Source organism: Rhodanobacter lindaniclasticus, from assembly GCF_004799035.1.
Classification (GTDB): Bacteria; Pseudomonadota; Gammaproteobacteria; order Xanthomonadales; family Rhodanobacteraceae; genus Rhodanobacter; species Rhodanobacter lindaniclasticus.
The window spans coordinates 15,117-29,728 of the sequence record NZ_MWIO01000016.1; the positions used below are offsets into that span (position 1 = coordinate 15,117).

General features: G+C 68.3%; 15 protein-coding genes. 4 read left to right on the plus strand and 11 right to left on the minus strand.

What is annotated here, in order from left to right:
* Positions 1–2: 2 nt before the first annotated feature.
* From B1991_RS05670 to B1991_RS05685, 4 genes are all read right to left on the minus strand, one after another.
* Complete coding sequence (locus B1991_RS05670; protein WP_136257747.1) at positions 3–974, minus strand: fimbrial protein; 972 nt, start codon at positions 972–974, stop codon at positions 3–5.
* Positions 971–3,739: a fimbria/pilus outer membrane usher protein gene (locus B1991_RS05675; RefSeq protein WP_246031068.1), complete on the minus strand. Its 2,769-nt coding sequence runs from the start codon at positions 3,737–3,739 to the stop codon at positions 971–973. Before B1991_RS05675 ends, B1991_RS05670 begins: the two co-directional genes overlap by 4 nt.
* Positions 3,736–4,470, minus strand: a complete 735-nt coding sequence (locus B1991_RS05680) for a fimbrial biogenesis chaperone (protein WP_136257748.1) — start codon at positions 4,468–4,470, stop codon at positions 3,736–3,738. Before B1991_RS05680 ends, B1991_RS05675 begins: the two co-directional genes overlap by 4 nt.
* 94 nt (positions 4,471–4,564) lie before the next feature.
* Positions 4,565–5,089, minus strand: coding sequence for a fimbrial protein (locus B1991_RS05685; protein ID WP_168709588.1), 525 nt, complete (start codon positions 5,087–5,089; stop codon positions 4,565–4,567).
* Between the two features lie 463 nt (positions 5,090–5,552).
* Here B1991_RS05685 and B1991_RS05690 point away from each other — a divergent pair, with 463 nt between their 5' ends.
* Genes B1991_RS05690 through B1991_RS05700 form a run of 3 tightly spaced genes read left to right on the plus strand, consistent with a single transcriptional unit; the run spans position 5,553 to position 7,381 of the window.
* Positions 5,553–6,494 carry an alpha/beta fold hydrolase gene (locus B1991_RS05690; protein ID WP_136257750.1) on the plus strand — a complete coding sequence of 314 codons (942 nt, stop codon included), beginning with the start codon at positions 5,553–5,555 and terminating at the stop codon, positions 6,492–6,494.
* A 32-nt stretch (positions 6,495–6,526) separates the two neighbouring features.
* Positions 6,527–7,117 (plus strand): hypothetical protein, encoded by a 591-nt coding sequence (locus tag B1991_RS05695; protein ID WP_136257751.1) that lies wholly within the window; start codon positions 6,527–6,529, stop codon positions 7,115–7,117.
* A gap of 51 nt (positions 7,118–7,168) precedes the next feature.
* The gene (locus B1991_RS05700; protein ID WP_210772094.1) at positions 7,169–7,381 is read left to right on the plus strand and encodes a helix-turn-helix transcriptional regulator; all 213 of its coding nucleotides are present in this window, start codon (positions 7,169–7,171) and stop codon (positions 7,379–7,381) included.
* Between the two features lie 13 nt (positions 7,382–7,394).
* On the opposite strand, the gene B1991_RS18970 is transcribed toward B1991_RS05700, so the two are convergent.
* From B1991_RS18970 to B1991_RS05715, 3 genes are all read right to left on the minus strand, one after another.
* Entirely contained in the window at positions 7,395–7,724 is a 330-nt protein-coding gene (locus B1991_RS18970; protein ID WP_246031069.1) for an EF-hand domain-containing protein, read from the minus strand.
* 2 nt (positions 7,725–7,726) lie between these two features.
* Positions 7,727–8,329, minus strand: a complete 603-nt coding sequence (gene folE / locus B1991_RS05710) for a GTP cyclohydrolase I FolE (protein ID WP_136257752.1) — start codon at positions 8,327–8,329, stop codon at positions 7,727–7,729.
* Between the two features lie 150 nt (positions 8,330–8,479).
* A complete protein-coding gene (locus tag B1991_RS05715) occupies positions 8,480–9,922 on the minus strand; it encodes a DNA recombination protein RmuC (protein WP_136257753.1) in 1,443 nt (480 codons plus the stop codon).
* A gap of 125 nt (positions 9,923–10,047) precedes the next feature.
* On the opposite strand from B1991_RS05715, the gene B1991_RS05720 reads away from it, so the two are divergent.
* A complete protein-coding gene (locus tag B1991_RS05720; protein ID WP_136257754.1) occupies positions 10,048–11,241 on the plus strand; it encodes an NAD(P)/FAD-dependent oxidoreductase in 1,194 nt (397 codons plus the stop codon).
* 114 nt (positions 11,242–11,355) lie between these two features.
* Here B1991_RS05720 and B1991_RS05725 read toward each other — a convergent pair whose 3' ends face one another.
* From B1991_RS05725 to B1991_RS05740, 4 genes are all read right to left on the minus strand, one after another.
* Positions 11,356–12,528 carry a class I SAM-dependent rRNA methyltransferase gene (locus B1991_RS05725; RefSeq protein WP_136257755.1) on the minus strand — a complete coding sequence of 391 codons (1,173 nt, stop codon included), beginning with the start codon at positions 12,526–12,528 and terminating at the stop codon, positions 11,356–11,358.
* 50 nt (positions 12,529–12,578) lie between these two features.
* Positions 12,579–13,013 carry a hypothetical protein gene (locus tag B1991_RS05730; RefSeq protein WP_136257756.1) on the minus strand — a complete coding sequence of 145 codons (435 nt, stop codon included), beginning with the start codon at positions 13,011–13,013 and terminating at the stop codon, positions 12,579–12,581.
* A 105-nt stretch (positions 13,014–13,118) separates the two neighbouring features.
* On the minus strand, positions 13,119–14,075 hold the full coding sequence (locus B1991_RS05735) for a serine/threonine protein kinase (RefSeq protein ID WP_136257757.1): 957 nt from the start codon (positions 14,073–14,075) through the stop codon (positions 13,119–13,121).
* A gap of 85 nt (positions 14,076–14,160) precedes the next feature.
* Positions 14,161–14,601: a hotdog fold thioesterase gene (locus B1991_RS05740; RefSeq protein ID WP_136257758.1), complete on the minus strand. Its 441-nt coding sequence runs from the start codon at positions 14,599–14,601 to the stop codon at positions 14,161–14,163.
* Positions 14,602–14,612: the final 11 nt, after the last annotated feature.

Here is a 14,612-nt window from a genome sequence, read left to right on the forward strand (position 1 = left end):
AATCACTGATAGAAGAGATCGAAGGTCACCGTGGCCTTGACCGCCCCGCCAGTGACGGTCGGCGCCGTCTGGAAGTACTGCGCGAAGTACGGGATCGAGGTCGTCGCATTGGGGGGCGTGACCACCGTCTGGGTCTCGAACTGCATCGGGTTGGAATTGTTGTCCAGGATGCGCACGCCGATGCCTGCCGCGTAACCGGCCCCGGAAGGCGCCACCACGCCGGCGTGGCTGTCCGGGTTGGAGGCATGCATGGTAATGCTGGCCACCGCGGTGCCGGCAGGGCAATTCAGCTGGATCTGGAACGGCGTCTTGCCCGAGGTCGAGCCGATCCCGCCGAATGCGCTGGTGGTCACCGTGGGCAGGGTCACGTAGATCGGATTGGTCACGATGGTGCAGCTGGGGGTGGTGAAGGTGATCGAGTTGCCGAGGCGGAAAGTCTCCGGAGTCAGCGTGTTTCCCGATGAGTCATTCCAACGCCAGTCACCCAGGTTGCCGGCGGCAAGCACGCTGCCGGAGGTGATCGGGCCGGTCTTGACCAGCTCCAGGCCGGACGTGACGCTGAACGTCGAATGCGAGATCGACTCGCTCTCGAGCGGGTAGCGCTTCAGGTAATCGTCCGGATGGATAATGCGGTAGCTGAGGCCGGGAACGCCCGTCGCGTAGGTGGTGTTGTCCACGTTCCCGCCGCGGGCGTTGACCACGCCATAGGTCAGCGTCTCCGTTCCCTCCTGCCAGTACCTGTATCCGAAGAAGTTCCTCCACGAACCACAGGTGATCACCGGCGGATTTGATGGCGCGGCCTGCGCCGAGGTGGCGATAACCGTCCCGTTCGGCGTATTGGCCGCGATCGTGATGGCCGAGGGCAGGCTGAAGGTCACCGGGGTGTTGTTGCCGGACTCGTAGCGGCATTCGGCCCGTGCACCCAGCGGCAGCAGCACCAGCAGTACCAGCCAAAACCAGTTGGCGCGCATCATGTTCCACTCCCGGCGACCTGCGCCGTGTCACGTGAGGGCTCGCAGGTGGCTTCGATCTGTTCGATCGTGCCGGCTGCGCGCTTCGCCTTGTCGTGAGCTTTCAGGTGATACGGCAGCGAGCAGGTGCGGGTGACGTCCTGGTCCTGCCACTGCACGCTGAGGCGGCCGCTTGCATGGGGCACGCGTACCATGATGCGTCCGGCCTGGCCGACCACGCCCACCGGCGTGCCCCGCGCGTCATCCACTTCGGCGCCGAACGGCAGCATCTTGCCGTCGGGCAGGCGGGTCTGGATCAGCACGAAGCGGCCGCTTTCGCTCTTGAACTTGATCAGCACCACCGCGCCGGCGCGCGGGGCGATCTGCGCGCTGGTGTTGTCCAGCTGCACGTCCAGCGACAGACCGGCGGGGTCGATGTCGATCCGGTTGAGCTGGTACGGAGTGAGGTACGGGATCAGCGCATAGCCGGCGTGCCCGATCTTCAGGCCGGCGGCGTTGATGACGCGTGCACCGGCCGCGTCCTGCGCCTCGACGATGCCTACCGTGTCGCCCAGCGGCTGGCCGAAGGTCACGCCGCCCGGATGCGCCACGATGCCGCCGGCCAGGTTGAACGAGGCCTGCGAATAGCCGCTGCCCGCGCCGAAGCCGGCATTGAGCTGCACGTGGCTGCCGCGATAGCCCGCGTTGACGCTGCCGCTGGTGCCCACCGCGCCGCTGTCGCGACCGCTGTCGTGGGTGGCGGTGACGCCGTAGTTGAACTGGTCGTTGTCGCCGGCGGTGCCGCTGACGGTGGCCTGCTCCTGCGTGGCGTCGCTGCCGCTGCGGCTCAGTGCGCTGGTGAGGATCGGCGCGTGCGCACCGTTGCCAAGCGGGATGGTGAGGTTGAGCATGAAGCGGTTTTCGCTGCGCCCGAACAGGTTGCGCTCGCGGCTGGCCGAAACGTTGTAGTTCAGCCGGCCGATCGAATTGTTGTAGCCGACCTGGAATTGCGTGTCGGTGCCGCCGCGGTTCCAGTAGTCGCGCGCCGAACCGGTGACGTAGAGCGAGCCGCCGGCCGTGCCCAGGCGCTGGCTGAGGTTGATGCTGAAGTTGTCGCGCTGGCGATCGACGCCGGCCGTGTCGATCACGCCGGTGTAGTTGACGCCGGCCAGCGCCGCCTGCTGCTCCGGAGTCAGCAGGCCGGCCACCGGCACGCCGTTGATCAGGATCGGCTGGGCCGGTCCGCTGGCGAACACCGGCAGGCCGCGTTGCGCGTAGTCGCGGGCGCGCGCGGCATCGCGCAGGCTCAGGTAACCGCTGGTGGAATAGCGGTAGGCGGCCACCGAGAGCGAGGTGCCGGTGGGCGCCATGATCTTGCTGTAGCTCAGCCGCACGCTCTGGCCGGACATGCTCCCAAGGCCGGGGATGCGCGTGCGCGCGCCGGTGATGTCCATCGCGAAGGCACCGTAGCGGGTGTTCAGCGCGCTGCCCAGCAGTACCGCGCCGTAGCCCGGCGAGCCGACCACGCCGGCGTAGCCGGTCAGCAGGTTGGTGAAGCCGTGCTGCAGGGTGGCCTGCACCACGTTCGGCTCGTTCTCGATGGCCTGCGCGCGCATTTGTCCCGCCGCGATGCTGAAGCGGTTGACGCCGGGGCGCAGCAGCTGCGGCACCGAGGCGTACGGCACCGAGAAGGTATGCACGCGGCCGCTGGCCTCGGTCACGCTGACTTCGAGGTCGCCGCCGTAGCCGGTGGCATAGAGGTCGTCGATCACGAACGGGCCGGGCGCCACCGTGGTCTGGTAGATCAGCATGCCGTTCTGGCGCACCACCACCTTGGCGTTGCTGTCGGCCACGCCGCGCACGGTGGGCGCGTAGCCGCGCAGCGACTGCGGCTGCATGCGGTCGTCGGTGGCGATCTGCACGCCGCGCAGGCCGAAGCTGTCGAAGATCTCGCCGCCGGTCCACGAATCACCCACGGTCAGCTGCGCGCGCAGCGCGGTCAGGTCGCGTTGCGCGTAGGTCGCGATGTTCTGCCAGTGATGCGAGGAACCAGCGCCGGCCGTGCCGGATTGCCAGTTCAGCGTCGAATCGTGGCGGATTCGCCATGCGCCGAGATTCAGGCCGGCGTCCAGGCCGAGATAGGTCGAGGTCTGGTGCAGGCCGCCGGCGCTGGTGCGGTAACTGTTCAAGTTGTAGTTGAGCAGGCCCGCGGTCACGCCGGCGTCCCAGTATTTCGGGTCGACGTAGCCGCGGGCGACGCGGCCCAGGAACGCCTGCGGCACGCCGGCGTCCAGCCGCAGGTCGCCCAGGTCGAAGCCCAGGCTGGCGCCGGGGATCACGCGCGTGATGTCCACGCAGGCGGCGGGATCGGCCATCTCGGCGAGCAGGGCGTCGGAGAGATCGGTCGGATGCAGGCCCAGCGTGTCCAGCAGCGCCTGGGTCACGCAGGGCGTGGCGCTGGCATCGGGAGACGGCGCGGCCAGGCGTACGTCGGTGCGTCCGACCGGCGCCTCGTTGAGGAACAGGTCGACGCTGTAGGTTCCCGCCGGCACGAAGTTGCCGCGCTCGAAGCGCGACAGGTCGGTGGTGTTCTGGCCCGCGCCGGCGAGCATGCTGCGGTCGAAGTTGGCATCCGCGGCGTCCGCCGCGGCGCTGGCATCGGCGCTGGCCGCGGCAGCGTGGGTGGTACCGGCGACGGTGGCCAGCGCCAGCAGGATCGACAGCGCCAGCCGACGGCTGGCGACCGCGTGGACGCGGGGGGTCGATGCGCGGGCGCGGGCGCGCTTCACGGCGTGATCGTGCCCTGGTTGGCGTCGGCGGCGCCGAAATCGTTGATCGTCGTGAACGCGACGGTGGCGCCGGCGGCAAGGGCCGGCACGCCGTCGGCAAGCGGCAAGCGCAGGGTCGACAGCGGCGCAACCATGCCCGCGTCGGTCGCCAGCGTCGCCTTGCCGGCACCCAGCGACACCTTGCTGAAGGTGACGTGGTAGGGCGTCGGGTTGTGCGCCACCAGCGCATGGCCGTCGCTGGCCACCGACCAGGTGACCTGCGCGGCGGCGGTCAGCGGGTTGCCGGCCAAGCCGGCCGGGCGGAAAAACAGCTTCAGGCGCGAACGCACGGCGAACTGCAAGGTGTTCTGCGCCTCGCCGTTGACGGTGCCGGGTTTGGGCGGAATCTCCAGCACGTTCAGCCAGAACAGCGACTCGCGATCCGTCGGCAGCGGCTGGCCGGTGTAGACGATGCGCAGGCTCTGGCCCTTGCCGGCGTTCATGCGGAACAGCGGCGGCGTGATCAGGAACGGCACGCGCGCGGTATCGGGGGTGGAATCGGGATTGCCGGCGTCGATCCAGGCTTCGACCAGGGCGGGTTGTTCGCCGTTGTTGTTCAGGCGCACGGTGACCTCGCCGCCGGCGGCCGGGAACACCACGCGGGTGCCGCCGATCACGACGCTGGCATCGGCCGCGCCACTGAAGGCAGCCAGGACGAGCAGCGTTGCGCCAAGGGCAAGCAGGTTCTTCATCGAAGGGTTCCGTGGTGGGACATGCGGAGGGCGAGTGACGGGAAGAGCGGCGCGCTGCAGCCGGTCTGGCGACTGCAGCGCGCCGACGTCGCGCTTACTGGTAGCTCAGGGTGAAGTTGACGGTCGAGGCGACCATGCCGGCCGAGGTCGAGGCGCTGGTGGCAATGTACCGGGCCGACATCGAGGCGCTGCCTGCGCCACTGGTGAGGCTGATCACCGGGGCGTTGTTGTTGCTGGAGGTGTTGATCACGGAGGCGCCGTTGAGCAACTGCACCTGCACGTTGGAGCCGCCGACCGAGGTGTTCTTCAGGTTGCCGGTGCCGGCGTCGATGTTGCTGCCGCTGAACGCCATCGTGGCGGTGGTGGTGTTCGAGTCGCAGCCGCTCAGGTTGACGGTGAACGGCTTGGTGCCGGCGGTGTCGCCCACGGCAGCGAAAGCGCCGGTCATCACGGTGGGCAGCGCCACGGTGGCGCCGCCGTTGATGGAGACCGTGCAAGTGTCGGCCAGCACCTTGCCGGAGATGGTGATGGTGCCGGTGTTGGCCGCCTGGGCGGTCGGGGCGAAAGCGGTGGTGGCGACCACGGCAACCAGCGCGGTGGCGAGCAGAGTCTTGTTCATGGTGTTGTTCCTCGTTGGTGGATGGTTCGGGATTTTTTTGGCATCGCCGCACGAGGGGTCCCGGTGTCGGCAAGGCGTCTGATGCAAAACCGGGGAGTGTTCCTGTTGGGTGGCGCTCATTCCCCGGACGAAGCGCAGACCACGATTTGCCGTGGCTTGCCGACGCCAAAGCAACCGGCATGCCAATCGTTCTGATCGTCCTGCGCGCCCCTGCCACCGCCAGATTTGCCGCGTGGTTTTTCTGCCGCGGGGCAAAAAATTGGCAGTGTTTGTCAGTGTTCCCCTACAGATCGCGTCACAAAAAGTGCGAACTGCGTCACAAAGAGTACGACTAAACGGGGTTTGAGCGATACCTCTTCATCTTGCCCATGAAGTTGTGTCAATGGCACTTGACATGGCGTGGGGGGATGGATAGGCTCGCAAATGTCAAGTGTGCTTGACAAATTTCTTCCCGGAGCAGGTCATGAATCTCTTTCGTCGTTTGGCCCCCGCGTCCTTTCGCGGGTTGATCGCCGCACTCTGTCTGGGCGCCGCAGCCGCCGCGCTGGCGCGGCCTGCTGCCCCGGTCGAGCGGGTCGGCACGCTGCAGGTGGAGCGCCACGGCGCGCAGGGGCCCGCGGTGATCCTGATTCCGGGGCTCGAGGGTGGCCCGTGGGTCTGGCAGCGCACCATCGAGCAGTTGCAGAAGGATCATGTGGTCTACGCAGTGACCCTGGCCGGTTTCGATGGCGTGCCGGCGCCGCGCGACGGCGGCAACCTGCTCGATCGCGCCGATGCCTCGCTGCTGCAACTGATCCGGCAGCACAAGCTCGACAAGCCGGTGCTGGTCGGCCACAGCCTGGGCGGCACACTGGCGCTGCGCTTCGCCGGTGAGCATGCACAGTTGCTCGGCGGCGTGGTGGCGGTGGATGGCCTGCCGATCTTTCCCGGCATGGAGCGGTTGGGTGCCGAGCAGCGCCAGGCGATGGCGGTGCGGATGCAGCAGCAGATGTCGGCGGCGACGCCGGAGCAGTTCCAGGCACAGGCGCTGGGCTACATGCAGAAGATCGGCGTGATCGATCCAGAGCTGGCGGCACGCTATGCGCCGATGAATGCGCGCAGCGACGTCAAGGCCACCGCGCAATACGCGGCCGAGGACATGGCCGCCGACTACCGGCCGGGCCTGAAGCAGGCCCGGGTGCCGATCCTGGAGATCTCGCCGTACTACGCGCCGGATTTCAGCCAGCCGCCGATGAGCATGAGCGAGGCGCAGAAGACCGCTTACTATCAGTCGCTGCTGGCGAACGCGCCGACTGCCACGGTCGTCTCGATCAGCCCGTCGCGGCACTACGCGATGCTGGACCAGCCAGTGAAGTTCCAGCAGTTGCTGGAGGGTTTCCTGGCCCGCGTCGGCGCGCCACGATGAGCGGCATCGGTGCAGAAGCAGGAGGGTGGGGCATGAACGACAAGCGCTCCGGTTCGATGAGCAGCCGCCGCATGCTGATGATCCTCGGCGGGTTCGCGCTGGCGCTGGGCATCGTGTTGGTGGGCGCTGGCGCAGGCTTCGGGCATCGCAGCGTGTTCTGGGGCGGCGTGTGTGCGTTGCTGACGGGCCTGTTCTGGCTGGTCTGCGCGCGCCGCACCCGCGAGGAACCCATGCGCCCCGCGCAGCGCAACTACCTGCGCGAATTCCTGCCCGCGATGGCCGCCTACATGGTGCTGTTGTTCGTCTCGCAGCTGCTGCTGCGGCAGTTGCAGGCGGTGCCGCTGCGGGTGCTGGTGGTGCTGTTGCCGATCGTGCCGATCGTGTTCGTGGTGCGCGCCATGGTGCGGCTGGTGCTGGCCAGCGACGAGCTGGAGCGGCGCCTGCAGCTGGAGGCGATCTCGATCGCCAGCATGAGCGTGGGCCTGCTCAGTTTCGCCGCGGCGTTCCTGCGCGGCGCCGGCCTGCTGCCGGTCGACAATGCGCTGATGCTGGTGTTGCCGGCGCTGTTTGCCGCCTACGGCATCGCCAGCTGGTGGGTGCGGCGGCGTTTTCGCGGTGAGTGAGCGCAAGGGAAGGCGGCGCGGGGCCAGGCGACCGATGGCGGGGTGGCAGTCGTGAACAACTGCCTGCGCGAGCTGCGTGGAGAACGGGCGTGGTCGCAGGCCGAACTGGCCGAGCGACTGGACGTGTCGCGGCAAACGGTAAACGCGATCGAGACCGGCAAATACGATCCCAGCCTGCCGCTGGCGTTCAAGATCGCGCGCCTGTTCGGCCGGCCGATCGAGTCGATCTTCCTGCCCGACGCGGATCCCGCGGAGCCGCGCTGACGGGACGGCTTGGCTAGCGCGGTGGCGCAGTCAGTTCGCCTGCGTCCAGGCTGCCGTCATGGTTGCGGTCCAGCCGATGGAACTGGTGGCGCAGGTTGTCCTGGAATGCCTCGAGCGATATCGGCTCGCCGCGGCGGCCGGGCAGCTCGTCCGTCTCCAGCACGCCGTCGCCGTTGGCGTCCATCCGCGCGAAACCGCGGCTCATGTACTGCACGTACTCGGCCTCGCTGACCCTGCCGTCGCCGTCGCGGTCGAAGAATCCCAGGTACGCCGCGCGCGAATCCTGCGCGTGCACAACGGCCGCCAGCCACAGCAGCGGCACGGCGCACCAGCAGGCGCGCACGTTCAGCGGGCGCTGCCGTGGATGCCGATGAACTGCAGGAACTCGTTGCGCGTGCGCACGTCGTCGCGGAAGCTGCCCAGCATCTGGCTGGTCACCATCGACACGCCGCGCTTGTGCACGCCGCGGGTGGTCATGCACTGGTGGCTGGCGTCGATCACCACCGCCACGCCGCTGGGCTGCAGGGTTTCCTGGATGCAATGGGCGATTTGCGCGGTGAGTTTCTCCTGCACCTGCAGACGACGGGCGAAGCCGTCGACCACACGGGCCAGCTTGCTGATGCCGACCACCCGGTTGGTCGGCATGTAGCCGACATGGGCGCGGCCGATGATCGGCGCCAGGTGGTGTTCGCAATGGCTCTCGAACTGGATGTCGCGCAGCACCACCATCTGGTCGTAGCCGGCCACCTCCTCGAAGGTGCGCCGCAGGAACTCCGCCGGGTCCGATTCGTAGCCCGAGAACCAGTCCCGATAGGCCCTGGCCACCCGCTTGGGCGTATCCAGCAGGCCCTCCCGCGTGGGATCGTCGCCGGCCCAGCGCAGCAGGGTGCGCACGGCGTCCTCGGCCTGCTGCTGACTGACTTCCTGGGAATGATGCTCTTCGTTCATGTGCGGGCCTCGGGATGGCTGACTTGCCAGTCTAACGTTCCCAGTGGATGACGTCTGCGCGTCCCGGGTTCCCGGGCCGGGCGGACTTCGTCCGGTCGGTGGGGCATGAGGCGGGGCAAGTGAGCAGAAGTCTCGCGGAAACGCCCCGCCCTACGCCTCGGTGTCGTCGTCGCCTTCGTCCAGCGCGGGCATGTCGCCGAGCAACTGCTGGGTGACATCGCCGGACAGCGTTTCCACACCGCGCAGCTTGCGCTCGATGGCACGCGTGCGCTGGCCGGCGCTGTCGATGCTGTTGCGCACCGTGTCGAGCTGCTTGCGGGTTTTCTCCAGCACCACGCCGAACTTGCCGAACTCGTTCTTCACCGCGCCGAGCAGCGCCCACACCTCGCTGCTGCGCTTGGCGATCGCCAGCGTGCGGAACCCCATCTGCAGGCTGTTGAGCAGGGCGCTGAGCGTGGTCGGGCCGGCCACGGTGACGCGGTGTTCGCGCTGCAGCAGTTCGAACAACCCCGGGCGGCGGATCACCTCGGCGAACAGGCCTTCGGTGGGCAGGAACAGCACGGCGAAATCGGTGGTGTGCGGCGGCGCGATGTACTTGCCCTTGATCCGCTTCGCCTCCTCGCGCACGCGCCCTTCCAGCGCGCGGCCGGCGATCGCCGCCGCTTCGATGTCCGCGGCCTCCTGGGCCTCCAGCAGGCGCTGGTAATCCTCCATCGGGAACTTCGCGTCGATCGGCAGCAGGATGTGCTCGCCTTCGTCCTGGCCGGGCATGCGGATGGCAAACTCGACCCGCTCGCTGCTGCCCGGCGCGGTGATCACGTTCGATTCGTACTGCTCGGCGGTGAGCATCTGCTCCAGCAGCGAGCCCAGCTGCACCTCGCCGAGGATGCCGCGGGTCTTCACGTTGGTCAGCACGCGCTTGAGGTCGCCCACGCCGGTGGCCAGGCTCTGCATTTCGCCCAGCCCGCGCTGCACCGCTTCGAGCCGCTCCGATACCAGCTGGAAGGACTGGCCCAGCCGCGTTTCCAGCGTGCTCTGCAGTTTCTCGTCCACGGTGGCGCGCATCTGTTCGAGCTTCGCCGCGTTGTCCTGCTGGATCGCGCCCAGCTTGGCCTCCAGCGTGGCGCGCACCTCGCCCATGCGTTTCTCGTGCTCGGCGCCGAGCGCGGCCAGCCGTTGCTGCTGCTGTTCGCCGAAGTGATTGAGCGCCAGCGTGGTTTCCTCGCGGCTCTTGCGCGCGTCCTCGGCCAGTCGCTGGGCCAGCGACTGCAGGCCGGTGTCGGTGCGCTCGGTGAGCAGGTTCAGGCGCTGGCCGAAGCCGTCGATGCGCTCGCCCTGCTGTTGCGACATGCCGCCGAACTGCTCGCCGAGATGGCTGCGGAAACGGTCGAAGCCCTGCTGCAACTCCTCGCGGCCGGCGCGCTGCTCCTCGCGCAGCGTGCGTTCGACGCGGGCGCTGTCGTCTTTCAGTGCATCCAGCTTGGCGATCACCCCGGCGTCGCCGCGGCCGCGCAGCAGCGCCACGAGCTGCAACAGCAGCACCAGCACCAGCAGGATGACGAGGACGATCTGCAGGATTTCAGCGAGCGGCATGGAACGTTTCCCGGGGTCGATGCGTCCAGTGTACGTCGAGCCGTCTCATGGGCTGCGCGCGCGCTTCACGCTGGCGTGGCGGGCGTGGTGCATGATGGGCGGAGTGCTTGTTCAAGGAGAAGGTCATGGAACACGTCCACGATTACCTGATCATCGGCGCAGGCATGGCCGCCGATGCGGCCGCCAAGGCGATCCGCGAGGTCGATCCGGCGGCCGACGTCGGCCTGGTCGGTGACGAGACCTCGGCGCCGTATCAGCGTCCGCCGCTCAGCAAGGGGCTGTGGAAGGGCGACAAGTCGCTCGCCGACGTCGACCTGGCCACCGCGGCCAGCGGCGCCAGCCTGCATCTCGGCCGGCGCATCGAATCGCTGGACCGGCTCACCCACGTCGCCCGCGACGACCGCGGCGACACCTACCGCTATCGCCGCCTGCTGCTGGCCACCGGCGCCACGCCGAGGCGGCTGCCGTTCGAAGGCGGCAAGCGGCTGATCCATTACCGCACGCTGGCGGATTACCAGGCGCTGCACGGCTTTGCGCAGCCCGGCGCGTATATCGCGGTGATCGGGGGCGGCTTCATCGGCTGCGAACTGGCCGCCTCGCTGGCCTCGCTGGGTTGCAAGGTCAGCCTGCTGTTCCCCGGCGAGCTACTGGGGGCGGGACGCTATCCCGACGGCTTGGCACGCTTCCTCACTGAATATTTTGCGCATCATGGCGTGGACGTGCGAGCCGGCGCGCAGGTCACCGGCAGCAACCCGACCGATGGCGGCGTGGAGCTGAGCCTGTCCGACGGCAGCCTGCTGCGCGTCGAGGCCGCCGTGGCCGGCATCGGCGTGACGCCGAACGTCGCGCTGGCCGAACAGGCGGGGTTGGCGGTGGACAACGGCATCCTGGTGGATGCGCAGCTGCGCAGCAGCGACCCGGACATCTGGGCCGCCGGCGATGTGGCCAATTTCCACAGCGTGAGCCTGGATCGGCGGATGCGCGTGGAGCACGAGGACGCCGCCGTCAGCATGGGTCGCCATGCCGGTCGCGCGATGGCCGGCGTCGCGGCGGAGTACGTCACCCAGCCGTTCTTCTACTCCGACCTGTTCGACTTGGGTTACGAGGCGGTGGGCCTGCTCGATACGCGGCTGGAGGTGGTCGAGGACTGGCGCGAACCGAACCGCGAAGGCGTGGTGTATTACCTCGACGGCGGCCGGGTGCGCGGCGTGCTGTTGTGGAACACCTGGGACCAGGTCGATGCCGCGCGCGCGCTGATCGCCGAGCCCGGTCCGTTCGACGCGGCCTCGCTGCGCGGACGGCTGCCGCGCAGCGCATGACCGGGCACGTTCACCCGTAGGAGCCCGCTCGCGGGCGATGCTGTTGCTCTTAGAATCCCGAATCCCTGTTCAAAAGCATCGTCCGCGAGCGGGCTCCTACAAGGGATCTCGGACTCAATCCACCCGGCAGAACACCGCCTTCAGATAGCGCCCTTCCGGCACGTCGGTGCGGAACGGGTGGTCGGCGCCGGCGCCGCGCGCTTCCAGCACCTGGATCGTGCGGCCGGCGTTGAGCGCCACCCGGCGCAGCATTTCCAGGAACTCGCCTTCGCCGACCAGGCCGGTGCATGAGCAGGTCAGCAGCAGGCCGCCGGGCGGGATGATGTCCAGCGCCATGCGGTTCATCGCGAAGTATTTCTTCAGCGCGTCCATCACCTTGCTGCGATCGCGGGTGAGCTTGGCCGGGTCGAGGACCACCGCGTCGTACTTTTCGCCGCGCGCCACCGCGGCGCGCACCCAGTCGAAGATGTCGGATTGCTCGAACGTCACCGCGACGTGGTTCGCTTCGGCATTCGCGCGGGCGACTTCCAGGATGCCCGCATCCAGATCCACGCCGACCGCCTTGCGCGCACCGGCTGCCATCGCATGCACGGCGAAGCCGCCGGCGTTGCAGCACAGGTCGAGCACGCGACGGCCTTTCGCCAGCTCGGCGAAGCGCCTGCGGTTGTCGCGCTGGTCGGCGAAGAAGCCGGTCTTGTGACCGAGCCCCGGCGCGGCGTGGAAACGCAGGCCGTGTTCGTGCACCTCGAACGGCGCCGGTACCTCGGGGCTGCGGCAGTCGAACGACTCCTGCTTCTGCACGTGCGACTCGGCGAACCAGTACAGCTGCGCGCCGGGGAAATGCGTGAGCAGCGCGGCGTGGATCGCTTCGCGAAAACGCCACATGCCGGCAGCGAAGTATTCGATCACGATGACGTTGGCGTAGCGATCGACGATCAGCCCGGAGAGATCGTCGCCCTCGCTGTGCACCACGCGCCACGCATCGCTGACTTCGTCGAGCTGAAGCCACTCGCGGCGCAACCGCACCGCACGGTCAATGCGCGCGGCGATCCACTCGGCGTCGATCACGCTATCCGGATGCGTGTCCAGCAGGCGCAGTGCAATGCGCGCATGGCCGTTCCAGAATGCGCGGCCGACGAAACGCTCCTTCGCATCCTGCACTTCGACCACGCTGCCCGGCGGCAGCTTGGCCTCGGGCTTGTGCAACTGTGCCGACCATACCCACGGGTGGCCGGGGGCACGATCGGATTTCAGGCGGATGACGGGCAGCGCGGCGGGGATATCCATCCGTGCATGATAGCCGGTGGCTTCACTCCTCTCCGCCCTGCTTCAAGGCTTCAACGCAGGCGCAGCACCAGCCAGGAGAGCAGGGCGAGCAGGTTGATGCCCAGGCGCGACACCGACGGGCCGGCGACCGCGAGCACGAAACCCTGGCTGCCCAGGTGCCAGTCCAGGCCCAGCCGCGGCGTGGCCTGCAGGGTGGCGAACACGTTGATGAAGGCGCCGCAGTGCAGGCCGTAACTGAACACCGGCAGGGCGATCAGCGGCAATTGCAACAACTGCGCCCAGCGCGACAGTCGCACGCCATGCTCGGTGCCGGCGACCAGTTGCACGCCAGCGGCGAGCACGAAGCCGTACAGCACCAGACCGATCAGGGTGATCACGCTGTCATGCGCGCCGAGCGGCCACAGCCGGCGCAGCATCACCGCCAGGCCGTACAGGCCGCCGGCGATTTCGAAGACGCCGATCAGGCGGAACAAGGTGGTGCGCATGCAAGAAACTCCTGAAAGCAAGTCGGTGGATTGTAGAAGCCCGCTCGCGGGCAATGTTCCTGCTGCATCCCGAATCCGGGAACAGCATCGCCCGCGAGCGGGCTCCTACGAGGGGGCGCCGAGTTCGTCGGCCAGCTCGTGCAGATCGGCGACGTGCTGGTCCCACCAGCGCGATTCGGCGACGAAGGGGAACGCGGCGGGAAACGCCGGATCGTGCCAGCGCGCGGCGATCCATCCGGCGTAGTGCAGCTGGCGCATCGCGCGCAATGCCGGGACCAGCGCCAGTTCGCCGTCGTCGAAGTCGCGGAACTGGCGGTAGCCTTCGAGCACGGCATCCATCGCCCGTTCGTCGTTGGCCAGCATCCAGAGATCCTGCACGGCCGGGCCGGTGCGGGCGTCGTCGAGGTCGACGAAGTGCGGCCCGGCGTCGGTCCACAGCACGTTGCCGGGATGGCAGTCGCCGTGCAGGCGCAATTGGCGCACCGGCCCGACCGCCTCCAGGCGCGCGGCGATCGCCGCATCCAGCCGGCTCGCGGCGGCGCGGTAATTCGCCTGCAGCGTGGCCGGCAGCAGCGACGAGGCGAGCACCGCGCGCATCGGCTGCTGCACCATGGTGTCGCGATCGAGCCGGCCGCGGTGGACGAACGGAGTACGCGCGCCGACCACGTGGATGCGCGCGATCAGCCGGCCCAGCCACTGCAATTGGTCGACGGCTTCCAGTTCCGGCGCCCGACCGCCGCGACGCGGCGTCAACGCGTAGCGGAAGCCGTCATGCTGCAGCAGGGTGCGGCCGTCGAATGCCAGTGGCGCGACCACCGGCAATTCGGCTTCGGCGAGCTCCTGCGCGAACGCGTGCTCCTCGATGATCGCCGCGTCGCTCCAGCGACCGGGCCGGTAGAACTTCGCGATCACCGGCGGCGCGTCTTCCAGGCCCACCTGCCACACCCGATTCTCGTAGCTGTTCAACGCCAGCAGCCGGCCGTCCGGCCACAGTCCGCAGGCGCTTACCGCATCAAGCACCAGGTCGGGGGTGAGGCTGGCGTAGGGCGCGTCGGCTGTCATCGAGTGCCATGCCTTTTGCGTTTGGTTCCTCTCCCTTGGGGGGAGGATTGAGGTGAGGGGGCGCGTTTTTGCAGAAAATCCGTGCTCAACGCGTGCCCATGCCGCGCGCGGCGATCACCGCCATGGTGATGCGCGAGATGCACACCAGCGCGCCGTCCTCGTTCTCGATGCGGATTTCCCACACTTGGGTGGTGCGGCCGATGTGCAGCATCTTCGCGGTACCGGCGACGGTGCCCGAGCGCACGCCGCGGATGTGGTTGGCGTTGATGTCCAGGCCCACCGCCAGTTCCTGGGCCGGGTCCAGGGTGAGCATCGCCGCGGTGCTGCCCAGGGTCTCGGCCAGCGCCACCGAGGCGCCGCCGTGCAGCAGGCCATAGGGTTGGTGGGTGCGCGCGTCGACCGGCATGGTGCCTTGCAGCCAGTCATCGCCGATCGCGGTGATGCGGATGCCCAGCGCCTCCATCATCGTGTTGGCGCTCCAGCCGTTCAGGCGGGCCAGGTCGGTGGGTTGTTTCCAGAGGCTCATCGTCGATTCCC

What these genes read in the sequence shown, in the direction of transcription:
- B1991_RS05670 (WP_136257747.1), bottom strand. Translation starts at nt 974, where the DNA reads ATGATGCGCGCCAACTGGTTTTGGCTGGTACTGCTGGTGCTGCTGCCG.
- B1991_RS05680 (WP_136257748.1), bottom strand. Translation starts at nt 4,470, where the DNA reads ATGAAGAACCTGCTTGCCCTTGGCGCAACGCTGCTCGTCCTGGCTGCC.
- B1991_RS05685 (WP_168709588.1), bottom strand. Translation starts at nt 5,089, where the DNA reads ATGAACAAGACTCTGCTCGCCACCGCGCTGGTTGCCGTGGTCGCCACC.
- B1991_RS05690 (WP_136257750.1), top strand. Translation starts at nt 5,553, where the DNA reads ATGAATCTCTTTCGTCGTTTGGCCCCCGCGTCCTTTCGCGGGTTGATC.
- B1991_RS05695 (WP_136257751.1), top strand. Translation starts at nt 6,527, where the DNA reads ATGAACGACAAGCGCTCCGGTTCGATGAGCAGCCGCCGCATGCTGATG.
- folE (WP_136257752.1), bottom strand. Translation starts at nt 8,329, where the DNA reads ATGAACGAAGAGCATCATTCCCAGGAAGTCAGTCAGCAGCAGGCCGAG.
- B1991_RS05715 (WP_136257753.1), bottom strand. Translation starts at nt 9,922, where the DNA reads ATGCCGCTCGCTGAAATCCTGCAGATCGTCCTCGTCATCCTGCTGGTG.
- B1991_RS05720 (WP_136257754.1), top strand. Translation starts at nt 10,048, where the DNA reads ATGGAACACGTCCACGATTACCTGATCATCGGCGCAGGCATGGCCGCC.
- B1991_RS05725 (WP_136257755.1), bottom strand. Translation starts at nt 12,528, where the DNA reads ATGGATATCCCCGCCGCGCTGCCCGTCATCCGCCTGAAATCCGATCGT.
- B1991_RS05730 (WP_136257756.1), bottom strand. Translation starts at nt 13,013, where the DNA reads ATGCGCACCACCTTGTTCCGCCTGATCGGCGTCTTCGAAATCGCCGGC.
- B1991_RS05735 (WP_136257757.1), bottom strand. Translation starts at nt 14,075, where the DNA reads ATGACAGCCGACGCGCCCTACGCCAGCCTCACCCCCGACCTGGTGCTT.
- B1991_RS05740 (WP_136257758.1), bottom strand. Translation starts at nt 14,601, where the DNA reads ATGAGCCTCTGGAAACAACCCACCGACCTGGCCCGCCTGAACGGCTGG.